General features: G+C 61.3%; 20 protein-coding genes and 1 pseudogene. 3 read left to right on the top strand and 18 right to left on the bottom strand.

Annotated features, from left to right (window positions below):
- Positions 1–26: 26 nt before the first annotated feature.
- The 12 genes from ybeD to leuS all read right to left on the bottom strand — a co-directional run bounded on the left by ybeD (position 27) and on the right by leuS (position 12,824).
- Positions 27–290, bottom strand: coding sequence for a DUF493 family protein YbeD (gene ybeD / locus ACW5XD_RS01490; RefSeq protein ID WP_042867550.1), 264 nt, complete (start codon positions 288–290; stop codon positions 27–29).
- A gap of 279 nt (positions 291–569) precedes the next feature.
- Positions 570–1,760: a serine hydrolase gene (locus tag ACW5XD_RS01495; RefSeq protein ID WP_456493309.1), complete on the bottom strand. Its 1,191-nt coding sequence runs from the start codon at positions 1,758–1,760 to the stop codon at positions 570–572.
- Positions 1,761–1,955: 195 nt separating this feature from the next.
- On the bottom strand, positions 1,956–2,897 hold the full coding sequence (locus ACW5XD_RS01500; RefSeq protein WP_456493310.1) for a septal ring lytic transglycosylase RlpA family protein: 942 nt from the start codon (positions 2,895–2,897) through the stop codon (positions 1,956–1,958).
- On the bottom strand, positions 2,839–3,837 hold the full coding sequence (mltB, locus tag ACW5XD_RS01505; protein WP_456493311.1) for a lytic murein transglycosylase B: 999 nt from the start codon (positions 3,835–3,837) through the stop codon (positions 2,839–2,841). The genes ACW5XD_RS01500 and mltB overlap by 59 nt, the downstream gene beginning before the upstream one ends.
- Positions 3,837–4,940, bottom strand: coding sequence for a rod shape-determining protein RodA (gene rodA / locus ACW5XD_RS01510; protein ID WP_456493312.1), 1,104 nt, complete (start codon positions 4,938–4,940; stop codon positions 3,837–3,839). The genes mltB and rodA overlap by 1 nt, the downstream gene beginning before the upstream one ends.
- Entirely contained in the window at positions 4,933–6,849 is a 1,917-nt protein-coding gene (gene mrdA, locus ACW5XD_RS01515) for a penicillin-binding protein 2 (RefSeq protein ID WP_456493313.1), read from the bottom strand. The genes rodA and mrdA overlap by 8 nt, the downstream gene beginning before the upstream one ends.
- A gap of 101 nt (positions 6,850–6,950) precedes the next feature.
- Positions 6,951–7,418 carry a 23S rRNA (pseudouridine(1915)-N(3))-methyltransferase RlmH gene (rlmH, locus tag ACW5XD_RS01520; RefSeq protein WP_042034723.1) on the bottom strand — a complete coding sequence of 156 codons (468 nt, stop codon included), beginning with the start codon at positions 7,416–7,418 and terminating at the stop codon, positions 6,951–6,953.
- Between the two features lie 22 nt (positions 7,419–7,440).
- Positions 7,441–7,782 (bottom strand): ribosome silencing factor, encoded by a 342-nt coding sequence (rsfS, locus tag ACW5XD_RS01525; protein ID WP_456493314.1) that lies wholly within the window; start codon positions 7,780–7,782, stop codon positions 7,441–7,443.
- 173 nt (positions 7,783–7,955) lie between these two features.
- Positions 7,956–8,621 carry a nicotinate-nucleotide adenylyltransferase gene (nadD, locus tag ACW5XD_RS01530; protein WP_456493315.1) on the bottom strand — a complete coding sequence of 222 codons (666 nt, stop codon included), beginning with the start codon at positions 8,619–8,621 and terminating at the stop codon, positions 7,956–7,958.
- Positions 8,615–9,652, bottom strand: a complete 1,038-nt coding sequence (gene holA, locus ACW5XD_RS01535; RefSeq protein WP_456493316.1) for a DNA polymerase III subunit delta — start codon at positions 9,650–9,652, stop codon at positions 8,615–8,617. Before holA ends, nadD begins: the two co-directional genes overlap by 7 nt.
- 13 nt (positions 9,653–9,665) lie before the next feature.
- The gene (locus ACW5XD_RS01540) at positions 9,666–10,148 is read right to left on the bottom strand and encodes an LPS-assembly lipoprotein LptE (protein ID WP_456493317.1); all 483 of its coding nucleotides are present in this window, start codon (positions 10,146–10,148) and stop codon (positions 9,666–9,668) included.
- Between the two features lie 99 nt (positions 10,149–10,247).
- Positions 10,248–12,824 carry a leucine--tRNA ligase gene (gene leuS, locus ACW5XD_RS01545; RefSeq protein WP_456493318.1) on the bottom strand — a complete coding sequence of 859 codons (2,577 nt, stop codon included), beginning with the start codon at positions 12,822–12,824 and terminating at the stop codon, positions 10,248–10,250.
- Between the two features lie 145 nt (positions 12,825–12,969).
- On the opposite strand from leuS, the gene ACW5XD_RS01550 reads away from it, so the two are divergent.
- On the top strand, positions 12,970–13,452 hold the full coding sequence (locus ACW5XD_RS01550) for a zinc ribbon-containing protein (RefSeq protein ID WP_456493319.1): 483 nt from the start codon (positions 12,970–12,972) through the stop codon (positions 13,450–13,452).
- Between the two features lie 82 nt (positions 13,453–13,534).
- Here ACW5XD_RS01550 and lnt read toward each other — a convergent pair whose 3' ends face one another.
- The 6 genes and pseudogenes from lnt to miaB form a co-directional block, all read right to left on the bottom strand.
- On the bottom strand, positions 13,535–15,031 hold the full coding sequence (lnt, locus tag ACW5XD_RS01555; RefSeq protein WP_456493320.1) for an apolipoprotein N-acyltransferase: 1,497 nt from the start codon (positions 15,029–15,031) through the stop codon (positions 13,535–13,537).
- Positions 15,032–15,316: 285 nt separating this feature from the next.
- A complete protein-coding gene (corC, locus tag ACW5XD_RS01560; protein ID WP_042034712.1) occupies positions 15,317–16,201 on the bottom strand; it encodes a CNNM family magnesium/cobalt transport protein CorC in 885 nt (294 codons plus the stop codon).
- Between the two features lie 103 nt (positions 16,202–16,304).
- Positions 16,305–16,400, bottom strand: a pseudogene (locus ACW5XD_RS01565) (rRNA maturation RNase YbeY); the annotation flags it as partial.
- A gap of 101 nt (positions 16,401–16,501) precedes the next feature.
- Complete coding sequence (gene ybeY / locus ACW5XD_RS01570) at positions 16,502–16,972, bottom strand: rRNA maturation RNase YbeY (protein WP_456493321.1); 471 nt, start codon at positions 16,970–16,972, stop codon at positions 16,502–16,504.
- A complete protein-coding gene (locus tag ACW5XD_RS01575; protein ID WP_456493322.1) occupies positions 16,969–18,009 on the bottom strand; it encodes a PhoH family protein in 1,041 nt (346 codons plus the stop codon). The genes ybeY and ACW5XD_RS01575 overlap by 4 nt, the downstream gene beginning before the upstream one ends.
- A gap of 56 nt (positions 18,010–18,065) precedes the next feature.
- Entirely contained in the window at positions 18,066–19,499 is a 1,434-nt protein-coding gene (miaB, locus tag ACW5XD_RS01580; RefSeq protein WP_456493323.1) for a tRNA (N6-isopentenyl adenosine(37)-C2)-methylthiotransferase MiaB, read from the bottom strand.
- A 267-nt stretch (positions 19,500–19,766) separates the two neighbouring features.
- On the opposite strand from miaB, the gene ACW5XD_RS01585 reads away from it, so the two are divergent.
- On the top strand, positions 19,767–20,930 hold the full coding sequence (locus ACW5XD_RS01585; RefSeq protein WP_456493324.1) for an FAD-dependent monooxygenase: 1,164 nt from the start codon (positions 19,767–19,769) through the stop codon (positions 20,928–20,930).
- Between the two features lie 33 nt (positions 20,931–20,963).
- On the top strand, positions 20,964–21,530 hold the full coding sequence (locus ACW5XD_RS01590) for an isochorismatase family cysteine hydrolase (RefSeq protein WP_456493325.1): 567 nt from the start codon (positions 20,964–20,966) through the stop codon (positions 21,528–21,530).
- The last annotated feature ends 68 nt before the right edge of the window (positions 21,531–21,598 follow it).

Consider the following 21,598-nt stretch of genomic DNA (forward strand, 5'->3'; position numbering starts at 1 on the left):
TCGCCCCTGGCGGGGCGAGAGAGAAATTACAGTACGTATTTCACCAGCTCGATCTTGCCAAGGGCGTGGTACATCGCTTCGATGTGCTCTTTGCTCTGGGCCGTCACGGTTACGCGGACCGAGTGGTAGTTGCCCTTGGAGCTGGGCTGAACGGTCGGGCTGTAAGTACCGGGGGCGTGTTGCTGCAGCACTTCAACCACCTGATCCGGCAGGGCCGGGTCGGCAATGCCGAGCACCTTGAACGGGAACTTGCAGGGGAACTCCAGCAGTTCATCAAACTTGGTATTCATCTACTCACCTTTTGGCGTCATCACGGGATGACTTCATCTTTAATCTTGCGTGGCTGATGGCCTAAGGCTCATCAGCCCGCCATGTACAAGTCTATATGGGCATCGCCCGGGCGGAGATCAAGGCCCGGACAGCGCGACAAGACATGGAGATGCTGCTTTTTACCACAAATCGCCAGTCGGCGGAACCTGCAGATTGCAGGGTTATTCGCTGGTATGACCGGGTAAAGACAGCAGCGGCGCCTGTTGGCGCCGCTGTTTGGTCAGGATTGTGCGTCTGTCTTACTTGAACCAGCTGGAGACCAGCATCACCAGGTAATCCCACAGGCGGCTCATCAGGCCACCCTCTTGCACTTCTTCCAGCGCGACCAGCGGAACCTGCTTGATCTCCTTGTCGCCCTGCTTCAGGAACACGGTACCGACACGTTGGCCCTTGGCCAGCGGGGCTTTCAGTTCGCTCTCGAGCTGGAAGTCCGCTTTCAGGTTGTTGCCCTGACCACGGGTGACCAGCACGGACACATCCTTGTCGACACCCAGCTTCACTTCAGACTTGTCGCCCATCCAGATCTTCTGGGTGACCAGCTCGGTGCCGGCCTTGTACGGGGTCAGGCTCTGGAAGAAACGGAAGCCGTAGGTGAGCAGTTTCTTGCTCTCGGCGGCGCGGGAACCCTCGCTGCTGGCGCCCAGCACCACGGCGATCAGGCGCATGCCTTCGTTGTTGGTGGCGGAGGAGACCAGGTTGTAGCCGACCTGGCTGACGTGACCTGTCTTGATGCCATCCACTTGCAGGGATTGATCCCACAGCAGGCGGTTGCGGTTGTGCTGGGTGATGCCGTTGAATACGAAGGATTTCTGGGAGTAGATCTTGTACTCCTCAGGCAGGTCGCGGATCAGGGCCTGACCCAGGCGCGCCATGTCGTGAGCGGTACTGTAGTGACCTTCCGCATCCAGACCGTGCGGGTTCATGAAATGGCTGTCTTTCATGCCGAGTTTGGCGGCCCAGGAGTTCATCAGGCTGGCGAAGGAGTCGGTGCTGCCGGCCAGGAATTCGGCCATGGCGACGCAGGCATCGTTGCCGGACTGGATGATGATGCCCTTGTTCAGGTCATCGACGGAGACCTGCTTGCCCACCTCGATGAACATCTTGGAGGAATCGGTGTAGTTCTTGGACCAGGCATTCTGGCTGATGGTCACCATGTCGGTGCGCTTGATGTTCCCCTTCAGCAGCTCCTGGCCGATGATGTAGGAGGTCATCATCTTGGTCAGACTGGCGGGCGGCAGACGCTCTTCGGCATTCTGCTCGGCCAGCACCTGCCCTGAGTAATAGTCGATCAGAATATGGGCTTTGGCGGAGATCTCCGGCGCGGCGGGAACAACAACCGGGTTGGCGTTCGGGGTCGGTACAGGCGTGTTGGCCTGGGCGGTGGCGCTGATCAGGGAGGCCAGAATAACTGAACGGGCAAATTTGGACATCTTGAAATTCCTGGTGCCTGGATGGGGGTAACCCAAGTTAAAAATGCGGGCTTCACTATACCAGAAGCGACCGTCGGTCCAAGCCCGACGTGCCATCTGGCCTGGTTTTTTATCCATCGATTGCCATTGTCACGCCGGGAAACGACGTAACGGCAGGTGTTCGACGATGGCTCACTCGAGGTGAGCCAAGGTGTATCAGGGAACGATAAAGGCTTGTTCCAACCCTCCCTGGCGGATCTGTTCGAGCAAGCTTGCCTGCTTGTCGGTGGCGACCGGGCCCAGCAGAACTCGGAAAATGGCGTCGTGGGCCACCACCTGATAAGGCACGCCGTAGCGCTGGGTCATCACCTTGCCCATGGCCTCGGCCCTGGGCTGGGAGCCACTGGCCAGCACCTGAATCATCTTGCCGTCGCCGCTGCTGGCGGGGGCGGCCGGTTTGGCTGGTGCCGGTTTGGCGGGTTTGGCCGCAGGGGCCTTGGCCGGAGCCGCAGCTGGCGTCGTTGGTTCACCCAGGAAGCCATCTTGTGCGGTTGCCTGTGGCGTAGCCGAAGTGGTGGGGGTCATCTCGATGGGCTTCATCGGCTCCATGATCACCATCTGGTCCGGGGTGTCGTTGATGAGTTCAATCCTCACCCGGGCCTCGCCACTGCCCACCATGTCCAGTTGCTTGGCTGCCGCGTAGGAGAGATCAATGAGGCGAGTGCTGTCAAACGGGCCACGGTCATTGACCCGCACGATTGTCTCCAGACCGTTGGCCAGATTGGTGACCCGTACATAGCTTGGCAGCGGCAGGTTGCGGTGGGCGGCACTGAACAGCTTGCTGTCCAGCACGTCGCCGTTGGCGGTCTTCTGTCCGTCCAGATCCTGGGCAAGCCAGCTGGCAGTGCCCTCTTCGCTGTAGTGCTTGATATCGCGCCACACCTCGTTCTTCTGCTTGCCTATCCAGTAGTCCCGGTTGCCGCTGGCACTCAGGGGCTCGGGACGCGGTATGGCGCCGGTGGCCTGCGGGATCTCGATGACCTGGGGTTTTTCCTGCTGAACGGGTTCCTGCGGCAGGGGGGCCTGCTCCGGCTGGCTGCTACAGGCGGCCAGCAACAAGCTCAGGCTGAGCGGGAGAAGTTTGTGGCTGTAATGCATACGCTTCCTGGATTGCTTGACTGAGTTGATGCACCGCCATCGCATAGAGAGGGCTGCGGTTATAGCGGGTGATCACATAAAAATTGTGGCGTGCGACCCAGTATTCCGGTCCATCGGCCTGTTCCAATGCCAGCAGTTTCACCGGCGTGTCGGGTGCCAGCGGTGTGGCGAGTTCAATGCCTGCGGCAGCCAGCTCTGCCCACTGCTGTTTGAGCTCGGGTTCGGGCCGAAGCAGGGTACTCACTGGCGCCAGCCCGATCAAGGCGGGCTCGACGGCCGATTCCCCCCAGCGCCATTGGTGCAGGGCAAAATAGTTGGCGACGCTGCCGATGGCATCCACCGGATTGGCAAACAGATCCCGCTTGCCATCGCCGTCAAAGTCGACCGCGTAGTGGCGATAGCTGGAGGGCATGAACTGCCCCATGCCCATGGCGCCTGCATAGGAGCCTTTGAGGCGGGTGAGTGGCCACTTCTCCTCTTTGGCCAGCAGCACCAGCTGGGCAAACTCCTTGGCGAAGAACTCTTCACGCGCGGGGTAGTGAAATCCCAGGGTGTAGAGGCTGTCGAGCACCGAGTGACGGCCCATCTGGCGGCCGTAGAAGGTCTCTATGCCGATGATGGCGACGATGAGGGCGGCGGGCACCCGGTAGCGCTGCTCGGCCCGCGTCAGGGCATCGGCATGGCGTTGCCAGAAACTGACCCCGTCCTGAATGCGGGCCTGGGTCACGAACAAGGGCCGGTAGCTGTGCCAGGGTTTGGCTTCCCACGGCTTGCTGATGGTATCGAGGATGTCCTGGCGCAACCGGGCCTGCGCCGTGGCCGCCTGCAATTCGGCCAGCGGCACTTGCTGCTGTTCGGCCAGCTGCGCCAGCCGTTCGGGCGCAGGGGCTGCACTCGCCGTCAGCGAGCACAGGGAGAGCGCCAGCCAGGCCCCTCTCATCAGGCGAGCAATCTTCTATGGGTCTGAATGGACATCAGGATGCCGAAACCGGCCATCAGGGTCACCATGGAGGTACCGCCATAGCTCACCAGCGGCAGAGGTACCCCCACCACAGGGAGAATACCGCTCACCATGCCCATGTTGACGAACACATAGACGAAGAAGGTGAGGGTCAGGGCGCCGCCGAGCAGGCGCTCGAAGCTGTTCTGGGCCTGCATGGAGATGAACAGACAGCGGCTGATGATGTAGAGGTAGATGACCAGCAGCAGGGCGACGCCCACCAGACCGAACTCCTCACTGAATACCGCGAAGATGAAGTCGGTGTGGCGCTCGGGTAGAAATTCAAGCTGGGACTGGGTGCCTTGCAGCCATCCTTTGCCGAATACGCCACCGGATCCGATTGCTATCTTGGATTGGATGATGTGGTAGCCGCGGCCGAGCGGATCCTTCTCCGGGTCGAGCAGCATCAGTACCCGCTGGCGCTGGTAGTCGTGCATCAGGAAGAACCAGAGCACCGGCATGAACGCGCAGATGAGCAGTACCGCCAGCCCGATCAGCCACCAGCTGATCCCCGCCAGGAAGATGACGAAGAAGCCGGAGGCGGCCACCAGAATGGAGGTGCCAAGATCGGGCTGAGCCGCGATCAGCAGGGTGGGCAGCAGTACCATGATGAGGCTCAGCATCAAATGGCTGAACCTGGGGGGTAGCGAATGACGGCTGAGCCAGGCGGCCACCATGATGGGCATGGAGAGCTTCATCACCTCGGAGGGCTGGAACTTCATGAAGCCGAGATCCAGCCAGCGCTGGGCCCCTTTGCCGATATGGCCGAACACGTCCACCGCCACCAACAGCAATACCACCACCACGAACAGGGGGACCGACCAGCGGGCATAGAGGGAAGGAGGCAGCTGGGCCATGCCGATCATCAGGGCGAAGGCCAGTCCTCCGCGCACCAGCTGGCGCACGATGGAGTCCACATCCTGACCGGAGGCGGAGTAGAGCACCACCATGGAGAGGGACATCAGGGTCAGCAGTCCGAGCAGCAGGGGAAGGTCGATGTGCAGCTTGTACCAGATGCTCTGTTGCCGAGCGGAATTACTCATTGGATACGACCTCGCTCGATGGGGATGGCTTCTTGGGTGCGGGTGGCAACTGGGGCTCTGGTGGCACCAGATAGGCATCCAGCATCTGGCGTGCCACAGGCGCGGCCATGCTGCTGCCGCCGCCGGCGTTCTCCAGCACCAGAGCCACTACGGCCTTGGGTGCCTCGAACGGGGCGAAGGAGACGAACAGGGCGTTATCCCTGTGCTCCACCTTGGTAGTGGCCGCGTTGTAGACCTGGTTCTCTTTCAGACCCACCACCTGGGCGGTGCCTGACTTGCCCGCCGCCTTGTAAGGCGTGTTGGCAAAGGCGCGGCGCCCCGTGCCTTCATGGCCGTTGATGACGCGCCACATGCCGTCCTTGGCCACTTGCCAATAGGCATCATTTTTGGCCTTGAGCGCCATGTTCGGATTGACGGGCGCATTGACCACCCCATCCTGTGATGCCGTGCTCTTGAGCAGATGTGGCGTCACGTCGTGGCCGTTCTGGGTCAGGATGCTGATCGCCTTGGCCAGCTGGATCGGGGTGGCGCTCCAGTAGCCCTGACCTATGCCGATGGAGATGGTGTCACCCTGATACCAGGGCTGGCGCCAGCGTGCCATTTTCCAGTCACGGGACGGCATGACCCCCTTGGTCTCCTCATAGAGATCGACGCCGCTGTACTGACCGAAGCCGAACTTGGTCATGTAACTGTGGATCTTGTCGATGCCGACCCGATAGGCGAGATCGTAGAAATAGGTATCTGCCGATACCTCGATGGCGCGGTAGACGTCAAGCCAGCCATGACCCCAACGGCGCCAGTCGCGGAACTTCTTGGTAGTGCCGGGAATGGAAAAGCTGGGACCGCCGAAGTAGCGATAGTTGGGGGTGATGGCCCCCTCGTTCAGCCCCATCACCGCCATCATGGGCTTGACGGTGGAGGCGGGAGCATAGATGCCCTGAGTGGTGCGGTTCACCAGCGGGCGGGCCGGATCGTTGAGCAGCGCCGAGTAATTGGTGCTGGAGATGCCGGTCACGAACAGGTTAGGGTCGTAGCTCGGGCTCGACTCCATGGCCAGGATGGCGCCGGTATTGGGATCCATCATCACGATGGCGCCCCGGCGGCCGGCCAGCAGTTGCTGGGCTTTCAGCTGCAGACGAATGTCGATGTTGAGGTAGATATCCTTGCCGGGCTCGGGCGGCTGGAACTTGAGAGTGCGGACCACCCGGCCACGGTTGTTGACCTCGACCTCCTGATAACCCGCCACACCGTGCAGCTGATCCTCGTAGTACTTCTCCACCCCCTGCTTGCCGATGTCCTTGGTGGCGGCATAGTTGGCGAGCTTGTCCTCTTTGTCGAGGCGCTCCACATCGCGGGTGTTGATCTTGGCCACATAACCGAGAGCATGGGTGAGAGTGTCACCAAACGGATAGTAGCGCTTGAGGTAGGCCTCGATGCTGACACCCGGGTAGTTGTGTTGATTGACCGAGAAGAGGGCGACCTGATACTCGGTCAGCTTCTCAAACAGCGCCACCGGCTTGAAGCGGCGCTGGCGCTTGACCTCGGCCAGGAATTTCTCCTTGGTGCCTTCCGGCAGGCCCAGCAAAGCGATGAGGTCATCGGCGGTCTTCTCCAGATCCTGGGTCTCTTCCGGCACAATTTCCAGGCTGTAAACGGGGCGGTTTTCCGCCAGCAGCACACCGTTGGCGTCATAAATGAGGCCTCGTGGCGGTGCCACGGGCACGACCCGGATCCGGTTGTCGTTGGAGCGGGTCTGATAGGTCTCGAAGGATTCGACCTGCAGGTAATAGAGATTGGCCAGCAGCACCAGCATCAGCACTATCATGCCGATGTAGGCAACCAGAGTGCGTCGGAAGAAGAGACGACCCTCGGCGCTGTGGTCGCGCATTTCGATGCGATTCTTCAGCATGCCGCTACCTTATGACAGACGAAGGGAGAAGACAAAAACCCCATGGGTTATTCCCTGTGATACGGGTGATATAAGGGGGTGATGCGCCAGATGTGCATGGTTCATTCCCTGTGATACGGATGATTGGTGGTGATGCTCCAGGCGCGGTAGAGGCTCTCGGCCACCAGCACCCGCACCAGCGGGTGGGGCAGGGTCAGTGGCGACAGCGACCAGCTCTGCTCGGCGGCGGCCTTGCACTCGGGCGACAAGCCTTCGGGGCCACCCACCAGCAGGGCCACGTCGCGACCATCCAGCTTCCAGGCTTCCAGTTGCACTGCGAGCTGCTCCGTGGTCCAGGGCTTGCCGGGAATATCCAGGGTCACGATGCGCGAACGGCCGGCGGCGGCCAGCATGGCTTCCCCTTCCTTTTGCAGGATACGGGGAATATCGGCATTTTTACCGCGCTTTCCGGCGCCGATCTCGACCAGCTCGAACGGCATGTCTTTGGGGAAACGGCGACGGTACTCTTCGAAGCCACGCTCTACCCAGGCAGGCATCTTGGTGCCCACTGCAATCAACTGGATCTTCATCGTTTGTTACACTTGTGCTCTTTTATTGCGCATTCACTTGAGCGGTAGCGCCCCAGAGTTTTTCCAGTTGGTAGAAGTCGCGATATTCGTCCTGCATCACGTGCACTATGACTTGCCCCAGATCCACCAGCACCCATTCACCGGTGAGCTGACCTTCCACGCTCAGCAGATCGAGCCCGGTATGGCGAGCTTCGCTGGCCAGGTGATGGGCGATGGCGCTGACATGGCGACTGGAGTTGCCGGAACAGACGATCATGGCGTCTGTGATGCTGGATTTACCGCGCACATCGAGGGTGATGATGTCGCGGCCTTTCATGTCATCGATCTTGTCGACGATAAAGGCATGCAGTTCTTGGCCTTGCAATGATCTTCTCCTGTGTTCCGACGCCTGAGGGCGGCGGATTATATCATGGTCACTCCCGTTTCCCAGTCCGGTGAAGGGGAGTGGAACGGGGGCCGTGCCTGCTTGGCAAACCAGGCCCCTGTTGATCAATATAGTGCGCAACCGGCCAGGACAATAGTCGGTGCCGGTTGCGGTCAGCTTGGCTGGTAGAGGCCTTGCTGGCGAATGTAATCGGCCACCGACGGCGGCAGCAGGTAGCGGGGATCCTCCCCCGCTACCAGCAGGGCTCTTAGCCGGGTGGCCGACAGCTCGATGGGCAGATTGTCCGCCAGCCAGATATGCCCGGCAAGGCGCCGGTGCAGTACGGTGGCATCCGTAGTGTGATGGCGTGCCAGCAGCTCGGCTACTTCCCTTGGATAGTCAGGCTGCCAGCCCGGCCGCACACTCACCACCAGGTGGGCGTGATCGAGCAGCTCTTGCCAGCGGTGCCAGCTCGGCAGGCCGAGCAAGGAATCCATCCCCATCAGAAAACAGAGCGGGGTGCCCGGCAGCGCCTGCCGCAATTCGATGAGGGTGTCTATGGTCCAGGAGGGGGTGTCCCGCTTGAGCTCGCGCTCATCCACCACGAACCCCGCATTCTCCGCCGCCGCCAGTTTGACCATGGCGAGGCGCTGCTCGCTCGAACAAAACGGATTGGCACGGTGGGGCGGGATATGGTTCGGGATCAGCCGGATTTCGGCCAGCCCGAGGGCATCGCGCGCCTCGATGGCCGGGCGCAGATGACCGATATGGATGGGGTCGAAGGTGCCGCCAAGCAAGCCGACAGGAGCCTTCAGTCGGCTGATAGAAGCCTTCAGCATGGGCTGTTCTCCATCGGCAGCGGCAACGGGGTCGCATCGCGAAAACCGAGGGCGATAGTCTGCAACATCAGCCAAGCCTGCTCGGTGTCGAAGCGACGCTGGGCGTCGTCAAGCCGGGCCATCAGCTGCCACAGCTGCTGCAACTTGGTGAAGGGCAGCCGGGTCAGGGCCTGCTGGATCAGCTGTTGGCGGCTCTGCCAGATACGTAGGCGGGAGAAGTGCTCCACCAGCGGCTGGCCGGCCCGAGCCGCCAGCGCCAGCTCGGTGAGCTGCTCCAGTTCGCGGCACAGGGCCCAAGCCAGCATACCAGGCTCTGTGCCCTCGGCACGCAGGGCCAGCAAGATGCGCTGGGCCCGGTTCACCTTGCCCTCCAGCAGGGTATCGATGAGCTGGAATGGCGTGAAATGGGCGTGGCGTATGATGGTCTCTTGCAGATAGGCGACGCTGATGGGCTGGGGCGGCGCCAGCAGGGTCAGCTTCTCGATCTCCTGGCTGGCGGCCAGCAGGTTGCCCTCGTAGGAGTGGCACATGAAATTGATGGCATCCGGCAGCGCCTTGAGGCCGAAACGCTGGAAGCGGGCGCTCATCCAGCGTGGAAAGAAGCGGGCCTCGGGGTGATTGACCGGCACATAGGTGCCGTTCTGGCTGAGCTTGTCGAACCAGGCCGCCTTCATCTGGGTCTGGTTGAGGCGACCACCGCTGAGCACCAGCAGCAGGTCGGGGTGCAACTGCTTGCCGATCTCGCTGATGCGGGCGGCCAGATCCTTGTCGACCTTGGCCGGCAGCTCCAGCTCGATGATCTGGCGGGCGGAGAAGAGGCTCATGGCCTGACAGGCGTCATAAACCTGATTCCAGTCCAGTCCCTGCTCCACCACGAAGGTGTGGCGCTCATCAAACCCCTGTTTGCGGGCGACCTGACGGATGGCGTCGATGGCCTCCAGCTTGAGCAGAGGCTCGTCACCAAAAACGAGATAGCAGGGCTTGAGCCCTGTCTTGAGATGGTCCGCAAACTGCTCGGGGTAAACTCTCATCAAGATACTCGCATCAGAACTTGACCTGGCTCAGCTGGCGGATCACCAGGCTGGCAGCCTGCTCCTGCATCTCCTTGCCAAGCTGCTCCTGCTCGCGGGAAGAGGCCAATGCCGCATCCGGCTTGTTCAGGAAGCTGCGGTTGAACGCGATGGGGAAGACCTGGGTCGGCTTGCCAGGCATGGAAACGGTGAACTGGGTGTTGTAGCCCAGCACGTATTCGCGGGCCTGGCCGATGGAGTCGACCGAGGCAACCTGGCTGGTGCTGCCGACACCGGACAGGGTCAGCACCGGAATGCCCTCCTTGTCGGCGAGCTGCACACCCGCTGCCTTGAGGCGGGTCGTGACCAGCCGGTAGAAGTCGCTCTTGTTGTCACCGACCACTTTCATGGTCATCAACTCGGGCGGGATCGCGGTGCCTCGCATTTGAAAACCACAAGCCTGCAACAGCAGGCCCATCAGTACTATGGCCATCCAGCGAGTGAGGGTGGTGCCCATATGAAATCCTCTTTGCATGAAGGGAAGAGCGGCGGGCGCAGGGCCCGCCGTTATCATCCGAGTGTCGCCATGGGTTGGCAACAAGTCAGTGGTCAACAATCAGTTGGCAACGATGTTGAGCAATTTCCCCGGCACATAGACAACCTTGCGCACGGTCAGGCCATCGGTGAACTTCTGTACCGAGGCATCGGCCATGGCCAGCTTCTCGACGTCGGCCTGGCTTATCTCGGCCGGCACGGTCAGCTTGCCGCGCATCTTGCCGTTGATCTGCACCACCACCAGCTTCTCTGTCTCGACCATGGCCGCTTCGTCGGCCACCGGCCAGACGGCATGGTCCACGTCGTCACCCTTGCCCAGCATCTTCCACAGCTCGAAGCCGATGTGCGGGGTGATGGGAGAGAGCATGACCACCACGGCCTCCAGCGCCTCCTGCATCAGGGCGCGATCCTGCTCGTCGCTGCCCAGCTTGGAGAGGTTGTTCATCAGCTCCATGATGGCGGCGATGGCGGTGTTGAAGGTCTGACGGCGACCCACGTCATCGCTCACCTTGGCGATGGTCTTGTGCAGTTCGCGGCGTACCGCCTTCTGCTCGCTGCTGAGGGCGGCCAGATCCAGCGCGGCAACGGCACCACCACTGACGTGCTCGAAGGTGATGCGCCACAGGCGACGCAGGAAGCGCTGGGCACCCTCGACGCCGGAGTCGGACCACTCCAGGGTCATCTCGGCCGGGGAGGCGAACATCATGAACAGACGGACGGTATCGGCGCCGTAACGCTCCACCATCAGCTGCGGGTCGATGCCGTTGTTCTTGGACTTGGACATCTTGGTCATGCCGGAGTGGATGACTTCACGGCCTTCGTTGTCGACGGCTTTGGTGATACGACCCTTGTCGTCACGCTCGACCTTGACGTCAACCGGGCTGACCCAGACGTTGCCGCCCTTCTCGTCTTTGTAGTAGAAGGCGTCGGCCAGCACCATGCCCTGGCAGAGCAGGCGCTTGAACGGCTCGTCGCTGTTGACCAGACCGGCGTCACGCAGCAGTTTGTGGAAGAAGCGGGCGTAGAGCAGGTGCATACAGGCGTGCTCGATGCCGCCGATGTACTGATCCACCGGCAGCCAGTGGTTGGCGGCAGCGGGATCCAGCATGCCCTTGTCGTAGTCCGGGGAGCAGTAGCGAGCGTAGTACCAGGAGGACTCCATGAAGGTGTCGAAGGTATCGGTCTCGCGGAACGCTTCCTGGCCGTTGTAAGTGGTCTTGGCCCACTCGGCGTCGGCCTTGATCGGGCTCTGGATACCGTCCATCACCACATCTTCCGGCAGCAGCACCGGCAGTTGCTCTTCCGGCGTCGGGACTACGGTACCGTCAGCCAGGGTCAGCATCGGGATGGGGGCACCCCAGTAACGCTGACGGGAGACGCCCCAGTCACGCAGACGGAAGTTGACGGTACGCTTGCCGTGGCCGAGGGCTTCCAGCTTGTTGGCGATGGCGTCAAAAGCGCCCTGGAAGTCGAGACCGTCGAACTCGCCTGAGTTGAACAGTACGCCTTTCTCGGTGTAAGCGGCTTCGGTCACGTCGACGTCGCCATCGACCGGCTTGATGACGGCCTTGATGTCGAGGCCATATTTGGTGGCGAACTCGAAGTCACGCTGGTCGTGACCCGGAACCGCCATCACGGCGCCGGTGCCGTAGTTCATCAGCACGAAGTTGGCGACCCAGACCGGTACCTTGCGGCCATCCAGCGGATGAATGGCATAGAGGCCGGTGGCCATGCCCTTCTTCTCCATGGTGGCGAGCTCGGCTTCGGCTACCTTGGTGTTCTTGCACTCTTCGATGAAGGCGGCCAGTTCCGGATTGTGTTCGGCGGCTTGCAGCGCGAGTGGGTGACCGGCGGCGATACCGACATAGGTGACCCCCATGAAGGTATCCGGACGGGTGGTGTAGACCTCAAGCTGCTCAGCCTGACCCTCGATGGCGAAGCTGATGTTGACCCCTTCGGAGCGGCCAATCCAGTTGCGCTGCATGGTCTTGACCATCTCCGGCCAGCCTTCCAGATTGTCGATGTCGTTCAGCAGCTCTTCGGCGTAGTCGGTGATCTTGATGAACCACTGGGGGATCTCTTTCTGCTCCACCGGGGTGTCACAGCGCCAGCAGCAGTTGTCGACAACCTGCTCGTTGGCCAGCACCGTCATGTCGTTTGGGCACCAGTTGACGGAGGAGGTCTTCTTGTAGACCAGACCCTTCTCGTAGAGCTTGGTGAAGAACCACTGCTCCCAGCGGTAGTAATCCGGCTTGCAGGTGGCCAGCTCGCGATCCCAGTCATAGCCCAGACCCAGCATTTTCAGCTGGTTCTTCATGTATTCGATGTTTTCGTAGGTCCAGGGGGCCGGCGCCGTGTTGTTCTTGACTGCGGCGTTCTCCGCCGGCAGACCGAATGCATCCCAACCTATGGGTTGCAGCACGTTCTTGCCATTGAGGCGTTGATAACGGGAGATCACATCACCTATGGTGTAGTTGCGAACGTGCCCCATGTGTAGACGACCAGACGGATAGGGGAACATGGAGAGGCAGTAGAACTTTTCCTTGTCTACTTTCTCCACGGCCTTGAAGGTTTTCTTGGCATCCCAGTGCTTTTGCACTGCTGGTTCTATGGATTGGGGAACGTATTGCTCTTGCATTGGTGACATCCGGATCTGTGAAATGAATAGATAAATCAGCTGGGAAATCCCGATAGAATACCCATATCCAGCGGCGGCAACAACCGCCAGCATCCGTCAGGCCTTATGCCGGGCATGATCAGGGTTCAGTAGAGGAGTAACGGCAATGGACAAACGTCAAAAAGGGTATGAAGCCTTCATTGCCGAGCTGCAAAAGCAGTGGCAAGAGACAGAAGAGTTCCAGGGGGAGCGCCTCAACCGGATGATTGCCAAGGTGCAGGCCTATCTGGAGGCGGCCGGCGACCTGACCCAGGATGAGCTGGCGCTGATCGCCGAGTACGTGAAGCGGGATCTGGGCAACTATGACGAAGGGCGTGCCGAGGTGGAGGAGTCCGCCTTCATGCTGGCCCTCAAGGATACCGCCTGGTCCTGGCTGGCAGACGTGACCGATCGCGCCCAGGTGGAGTGGCGCGAGCTGGCGGAGGAGCTGGAACACAAGGGGGTCTATGAGGCGGGTGACTGGGTGGGACTCGGGGTCATGGTGTGTGACCAGTGTGGCTGGCGCCATACCGTGCTCCATCCCGAGCAGCTCGATACCTGTCCCGAGTGCGGCTGCGCCGAGTATCACCGCGAGCCGCTCTCGCCCTGATCCCGTTAGACAACCAGATGGAAAGAGGCGCCCAGGGGGCGCCTCTTTTATTCAGCTATTCAGCGATTGACCGGTCACAGGTTCAGAGCTCGCGGGCCCAGGGATGGGCACGGGGGCGCAGTGCCAGTGCCAGGCCGAGCAGCAGAGCGGTCAGCCCGTACATGGGCCAGCTGCCAAAGCGCAGGTAGGGGGTCGAACCGTGGGCAGGACGCACCTCGGTTCTCAGCACCCCTGCCTCGAATTGCGGGATCTGTGCGATGATGCTGCCATCGATTTCGGTGACTATGGTGATGCCGGTGTTGGTGTCGCGCAGCAGCGGGCGAGCCAGCTCCAGCGCACGCATGCGGGCGATCTGCATGTGCTGCCAGGGACCGATACTGGTGCCGAACCAGGCATCGTTGGAGACAGTCAACAGGAAGTCGGTATCCGGTTGCACGTTGCGGCGCACCTCTTCCGGGAAGATGATTTCGTAGCAGATGGCGGCGGCAAACTTGAGCCCCTTGGCGATCAGGTTCGGCTGCTGCTCATTTCCGCGGCTGAAGGAGGACATGGGCAGGTTGAAGAAGGGCGCAATGGGGCGCAGCAGATCTTCAAACGGCACGAACTCGCCGATGGGCAGCAGGTGGTACTTGTAGTAGCGGTTCTGGTGCTGGTAGTGATACGACTCCTTGCCATCCGCATCCTGCACTCCCATGCCGAGCACGGTATTGAAGAAGCGCTGCTGCTCGAAATCGTAATGAATGATCCCCGCCAGCAGGCCGGTATCATTCACTTTCATCGCCTTGTCCAGGCTCTCCAGATAATTGCCCATCTCCTTCTCGATGGCCGGGATCGCCGATTCCGGCCAGATGATGATGTCGGCATCCTGGTTCTCGCGGCTGAGATCCTGATACTTGCGTACCGTCGGCACCAGTGCCTCGGGATCCCACTTGAGGGACTGCGCTATGTTGCCCTGCACCAGGGCGACCTTGACCGGCTCACCCCGGGTCACCCAGTTGAGCTGCATCAGCCCCTGAGCGGCACCGATCAGCGCGATGGGCAGCAGTAGCCAGACCGGCTTGCGGCTCTGCCAGATCAGCCAGAGGGCGGAGGCCGACAGCAGCAGCGCCAGCGTGATGCCCTGCACCCCCAGGACGGGGGCCAGGCCCTTGAGCGGCCCGTCGATCTGGCTGTAACCGAACCAGAGCCAGGGGAAGCCGGTCATCACCCAGCCGCGCAGCCAGTCGGCCACCAGCCAGAGTGCCGGAAAGGCGAGCAGCCAGCGGCTCCAGTGGCGGCCGCTGAAGAAGCGGGCGAAGGCCCAGCAGGCCAGGGTCGGGTAGAGCGCCAGATAGGCAGACAGACCGGCCAGCAGCACGAAGGCGACCGGCAGCGGTATGCCGCCAAACATGGTCATGCTGACATGGATCCACCACAGCCCCGGCAGGAACAGACCCATGGCATAGCCAAAGCCGCGCCAGGCTGCCTGTTTGGGGTTGGCCTTGTCCAGCAGAGCATAGAGGCCGAGCAGGGACGGGATCACCAGCGGCCAGTAGTTGAAGGGGGAGAAGGCCAGTACGGCGAGTGCGCCGGATGCCATGGCACAGAGGCTTGTCAGGAGTTTCGATTTCACGGGCAATAGAGGCTCGGATTGGACTGCAACAGGTTGATTGGTCGGTATCTTAACCTGTAAATGCGGTCAACGGCGAGCCTCCCGGCCGTGGCGGGCAAAACCGGGCAGAAAACGGGACAGACAGGGCGGTTTGCCTGGAAGAGGATGGTGTGTGGGGGCCGTGGCGCAGTCACCTTGCCTGGGGGCAAAATGGCAAGCGCCCCGACGAGCGGGGCGCTGATGCTTTACGGCTGGCTGGTGGCCGCACGTAACTTATTGGGCTTCAGACTGGGCCGCGACATGGTTGTCGGGGATCTTCACCTGCAACTGCTGCAAGCGGCGCCTGTCGGCGTGCATCACCTTGAACAGGTAGCCGTCCAACTCTATCTCCTCGCCCTTTTTGGGCAGGTGGCTGAAGGCGTGCATCACCAGACCGCCCACCGTATCCACCTCTTCATCGCTGAACTGGGTGCCGAAGAAATCGTTGAAATCCTCGATCTCGGTGAGGGCGCTGACCGAGAAGACCCGCTTGCTGATGCGGCGGATCTCGTCCGGCTCATCCTCGATGTCATCAAACTCGTCGTCGATCTCGCCAACGATCAGTTCGAGTATGTCTTCGATGGTCACCAGACCCGAGACGCCACCAAACTCGTCCACCACGATGGCCATGTGGTAGCGCTCTTCACGAAATTCCTTGAGCAGGCGGTCGACCCGCTTGCTTTCGGGCACGATCACCGTGGGGCGCAAGATTTTCTCGAGCTGCAGTGGCTCGCTGGCATGGTGGCCGCCGAAACCGAACGGCAGCAGATCCTTGGCGAGCAGAATGCCCTCCACATGATCCTTGTCTTCATTGATCACCGGAAAGCGGGAGTGACCTGATTCGATGATCACGGGCAAGATGTCGTCCACCGGCTGGGACTTCTCTATGGTGACCATCTGGGAGCGGGGGATCATGATGTCGCGCACGCGCAGCTCGGCAATTTCGAGCACGCCTTCAATCATGTCCTTGGTGTCCTGATCGATAAGATCGCGCTCCTCGGCATCGGCTATCACGTCCACCAAATCGTTGCGGTCTTTTGGCTCGCCCTGGAAGAGTTGGCTGAGCTTGTCGAGCCAGGTTTTCTTCGGCGAGCCGGTACTAGGGTGATCGTCGGTCATTTTTTCTCTTGGTTACTCGCTTGAACACATTTGGAATTGTCTTGGTGATATAAGGATGGTCATCGGCTGTTTCAAGACGATGACTCTCCCGTCCTTTACGCTTTTACTCTTCGTCGTTCAGATAAGGGTCGGCAAAACCGAGTTCCTGCATGATGTCGCGCTCCCGGCGTGGCACCATCTCTTCGGCTTTGTTCTCCTGTCTACTCTGCAACTTCATCGTCCTGGTAAGGATCGGCAAAACCGAGCTCCTGCATGATGTCGCGCTCCAGGCGTGGCACCATCTCTTCGGCGTTCTCCTATCTACTCTGCAACTTCATCGTCTTGGTAAGGATCGGCAAAACCGAGCTCTTGCATGATGTCGCGCTCCAGCTGCTCCATCTCCTCGGCTTCCTCATCCTCGATATGGTCATAACCTAGCAGATGCAGACTGCCGTGCACAACCATGTGGGCCCAGTGGGCCTCCAGCGGTTTGTTCTGCTCGACGGCCTCCTGTTTCACCACCTGGCGGCAGATGACGAGATCGCCGAGCAGTGGCAGTTCCATGCCGGGCGGCGCCTCGAACGGGAAGGAGAGCACGTTGGTGGGCTTGTCCTTGCCGCGATAGGTGAGGTTGAGCTCGCGGCTCTCCGCCTCATCGACGATGCGCACAGTCACCTCGGCCTCTTCCTGAAAGCCGAGTATGGTGCCGTCAAGCCAGCCTTGCAGCGTGGCTTCGCTCGGCAGATCTTCCACCTGAGCGCAGGCCAGTTGCAGATCCAGGGTCACACTCATTGGGCACTCTCTTTATTGGCTTTGGCAGGGATGGACTCGACCTGTTTGGCATCGAACGCCTCATAGGCCTGCACGATACGGGCTACCACAGGATGGCGTACCACGTCTTTGGATTCAAAGAAGTTGAACGACAGGCCATCGACCCCTTGCAGCACTTCCAGCGCGTGGCGCAGGCCGGACTTGGTGCTGCGCGGCAGATCCACCTGGGTGATGTCGCCGGTGACCACCGCCTTGGAGTTGAAGCCGATGCGGGTCAGGAACATCTTCATCTGCTCCGTGGTGGTGTTCTGGGCCTCGTCCAGGATGATGAAGGCATCGTTGAGGGTGCGACCGCGCATGTAGGCGAGCGGCGCCACCTCGATGATGTTGCGCTCCATCAGCTTCTCCACCCGCTCAAAGCCCAGCATTTCGAACAGGGCGTCGTAGAGCGGGCGCAGGTAAGGGTCGACCTTCTGGGAGAGATCGCCGGGCAGGAAACCGAGCTTCTCGCCCGCTTCCACCGCCGGGCGGGTCAGCAGGATGCGGCGGATCTCCTGACGCTCCAGCGCATCCACGGCGGCGGCCACCGCCAGATAGGTCTTGCCGGTACCGGCCGGGCCTATGCCGAAGCTGATGTCGTGCTGGACTATGTTGGCGATGTACTGCGCCTGATTGGGGCTGCGCGGCTTGATGAGGCCGCGCTTGGTCTTGACCGTTACCTCCTTGCCATAAGGAATGCCGGCGGCCGGTTCGTCATCCTGCTCCAGCACCCGCGACTCCTGAATGGCCAGGTGCACCATGTCGGGTACTATGTCGGTCACCTTGCCGCCCTTGAGGGGCTGGGTTTCCACATAGAGGTGCTTGAGGATGACGGCCGCGGCATCCAGCTGGGCCTGTTTGCCAACCAGCTGGAAGTGGCTGTCACGGTAGCTGATCTCGACGCCGAGGCGGCGTTCCAGCAGCTTGATGTTGTCATCGAAGGGTCCGCACAGGCTGGCGAGGCGCCGATTGTCGGCGGGCTCCAGATGTAGGTTCAGGGTCGAGATGTGTCGGCTCAAAATGTCCTCGTCTTGACGCAGTGCCCATCTGACCTGGCCAGATGGGCACGAAGAGATTAGTGGGGAGTGAAGGCGGCTACGCCCAGCTCGTCCGGCACGTTGTCTGGACGGCGAGCCAGGATCTCGCGCGGCGCCGTGGCGATGCGCAGGTTCATCTCATCCTCGCCACGGATAAAACGACCGCGCAGGGAGTTGGGACGCACCTCCGTGATCTCCACGTCGGCAAAGCCGCCGATCAGGGTGTGCAGCCCTTCGAAGTTGACCACCCGGTTGTTCTCGGTACGACCACACAGCTGCATGGGGTCGAGCCGGGAGGGCCCTTCCACCAAGATGCGCTGGGTGGAGCCCAGCATGGCGCGACCAATCTGCATCGACTGGTTGTTGATGACATGCTGCAGGCGGGCCAGGCGGGCCTTTTTCACTTCCATGTCGACGTCGTCGGGCATGTCGGCGGCCGGCGTGCCGGGGCGCGGGCTGTAGATGAAGCTGAAGCTCATGTCGAAGTTGATCTCTTCGATCAGCTTCATGGTGGCCTCGAAATCCTCGTCCGTCTCGTTCGGGAAGCCGACGATGAAGTCAGAACTGATGGTGATGTCGGGACGGGCGGCACGCAGGCGACGGATCTTGGACTTGTACTCCAGCACGGTATGCGGGCGCTTCATCATGGTCAGGATGCGATCCGAACCGCTCTGCACCGGCAGGTGCAGGAAGCTGACCAGTTCCGGGGTGTCCTTGTAGACCTCGATGATGTCGTCGGTGAACTCGATCGGGTGGCTGGTGGTGTAGCGAATGCGGTCTATGCCATCGATGGCGGCCACCAGTCGCAGCAACTCGGCGAAGGAGCAGATGCTGCCATCAAAGGTCGGGCCCCGGTAGGCATTGACGTTCTGGCCCAGCAGGTTCACCTCGCGCACGCCCTGTTCGGCGAGCTGGGCGATTTCGTAGAGCACGTCGTCCATCGGCCGGCTCACCTCCTCGCCACGGGTGTAGGGCACCACGCAGAAGGAGCAATATTTGGAGCAGCCTTCCATGATGGAGACGAACGCGGTGGCGCCTTCGGCACGGGGTTCCGGCAGGCTGTCGAATTTTTCGATCTCGGGGAAGGCGATATCCACCTGGGCTCCCCGGCCCTCCTGCACCTGCTTGATCATGGCGGGCAGGCGATGCAGGGTCTGGGGACCGAAGACGATATCCACATAAGGGGCGCGAGTGCGAATGTTGTCCCCTTCCTGAGAAGCGACACAGCCACCCACACCGATCACCAGATCGGGTTTGTTGGCCTTGAGTTTTTTCCAGCGCCCCAGCTGGTGGAACACCTTCTCCTGTGCTTTTTCGCGGATGGAGCAGGTATTCAGCAGCAAGACATCTGCCTCTTCGGGCTCCTCGGTCAGTTCATAGCCATTGCTGGCATCCAACAGGTCGGCCATCTTGGACGAGTCGTACTCGTTCATCTGGCAACCCCAGGTTTTAATGTGAAGTTTCTTGCTCATTGCTTCTCTTGACTTGTTTGGAAATCGGCATGGTCAAAGGACCGGGCATTTTACTCCGCAATCTGGATACTGCCTAGCTAATATCCAGCCCGTCATGGGTCTTTCTCCCTCATGGCTAGCCGGTATGTACTCGGGTTTTCTCCTTGATTTGGCGCGGCAATTCACAATTTGCCTCACTGTTTCTGCCGGTCCCTTGCGGTATCATGTCCCCATTCGGTTTGGCCCCGTCTACCCTTGTCCGGGGCGTCCCCTTTCAGGAATCAAGTTATGGAACAGTGTGATATCGCCATTGTCGGCGCTGGCATGGTTGGCGCCGCCACCGCCTGTCTGCTGGCGGCGCAGGGCCTCTCCATCCGGGTCATAGAGACCCAATTGCCCGAGCAATACGCCCCACAGCAGCCGCTGGATCTGCGGGTCTCCGCCATCAGTCAGGCCTCGGTGGCGCTGCTGACGCAGGCCGGTGCCTGGCAACATCTGCAGCAGATGCGGCTCTGCCCCTATCGCCGGCTGGAGACCTGGGAGCTGGACGGCTTTGCCACCCGCTTCAACGCCGCCGACCTCGGCCTGCCCCAGCTCGGCTACATCATAGAAAATCGGCTGGTGCAGCTGGCGCTGCTGAGGCGCATGGAGGATTTCCCCAACATCCAGACCCACACCCCGGCAGCGGTGACGAGCCTGCGTCAGAGTGTGGACGAGGCTGTGCTGACCCTGGATGATGGCACCGAACTCGCCGCCCGCTGGGTGCTGGCGTGCGATGGCGCCGAATCCCAGATGCGCCGGCTGGTGGGCATAGGCGTGTCGCACTTCGAATATCGCCAGCACTGCATGCTGATCAACATCGACACCGACTTCGAACAGGAAGACATCACCTGGCAGCAGTTCACCCCGCACGGCCCGCGCGCCTTCCTGCCGCTGCCGGGCCAGCACGGCTCCCTGGTGTGGTATGACAGCCCCGCCCGCATTCGCACCCTGTCGGCCATGAGCAATGAACGGCTGGGGGAGGAGGTGCGTCGCCACTTTCCAGCCCGGCTCGGTGGTTTCACCGTCACGGCCAAGGGGAGCTTCCCGCTGGTGCGGCGCCATGCCAACGACTATCACGCCGGCCGGGTGGTCCTGCTCGGCGATGCCGCCCACACCATCAATCCGCTGGCGGGGCAGGGGGTCAACCTCGGCTTCAAGGACGTGGCCTGCTGGGCCGAGCTGTTGCAGGGGGCTGGCACCGACTGGCATCAACTGGCGTTGGCCGATCGCTATGAGCGCCGTCGTCGCCCCGACAACCTGCTGATGCAATCGGGGATGGATCTCTTCTACGGGGTGTTCAGCAACGAGATAGGGCCGCTCAAGCTGGCCCGCAACCTGGCCCTCAATCTGGCGGACAAGGCGGGCCCGCTCAAGGAGATGGCGCTGCGCTACGCATTGGGGCTGGTTTAAGGCGCGCGGCGCCATCACAAGGGAGCAGATCGCATGAACAAGGCATTGCTGGTGATCGATTTCATCAACGACATCGCCCACCCGGACGGGCGTATCGCCGCCTCGGCGGCCCATGTGCTGGAGCAGGGCGCCATCGCGCACGCCAATCAGGCGCTGGCCCATGCTCGCGCCCATGGCTGGCTGGTGATCCTGATCAAGGTGGGCTTTGACGGCGGCTATCAGCTGCAGCCCAAGGGATCCCCCATGTTTGGTCGGGCCAATCAGTTTGGTGCGCTTTCGCTGGCGGACAGTGGCACCGACTTTCACCCCGAGCTGGATGTGCAATCCGGCGATCTGGTGCTGACCAAGCCCAGAGTCAGCCCCTTCTATGGCACGGCGCTGGAGCCTGCGCTGCGGGCCAATCGCATCGATCACCTCTATCTGTGTGGGGTCAGCACCAGCTGGGCCATTCAGGCTGCGGCAAGGGACGGCCATGATCGGGACTACGCCATCACCATACTGGAGGATGCCTGCGCGGCGGCGGATGCCAGCGAGCATCACGGTTCGCTGCGGATGCTCGGCCGTATCGCCGAGATCATCAAGGTGGCCCAGCTGGCCTGATCCCCGCGGCAGGCGGAGCTTGCTCACTGTTTTGACATTTTGTCTGCGGCCCCCTGTCGGGCCGCGTT

The sequence above is a fragment of the Aeromonas enterica genome (assembly GCF_054052465.1).